1 rRNA gene is annotated in these 200 nt (G+C 49.5%); it reads right to left on the reverse strand.

Going from position 1 to position 200, the window contains the following annotated elements:
* A 5S ribosomal RNA gene (gene rrf / locus JFN90_RS22135) occupies nt 1-57 on the reverse strand; the annotation flags it as partial.
* Nucleotides 58-200 lie beyond the last annotated feature (143 nt).

Here is a 200-nt window from a genome sequence, read left to right on the forward strand (position 1 = left end):
CTTAACTTCCGTGTTCGGGATGGGAACGGGTGTGACCCTCTCGGCATTGCCACAGAGAAACTCTTAGCTTGGGCTTTCGCCCGCGCAATTTATTTCTCACAATCGCATCATCATGAATGTAGGTTGCAGCATAAGCAGTTTATGATCGGGGGGTGGAGAACCACCCCCCTCTCTAAGAATTTTTTATGGTCAAGCCTCAC

Source organism: Geomonas propionica, assembly GCF_016458235.1.
Classification (GTDB): Bacteria; Desulfobacterota; Desulfuromonadia; order Geobacterales; family Geobacteraceae; genus Geomonas; species Geomonas propionica.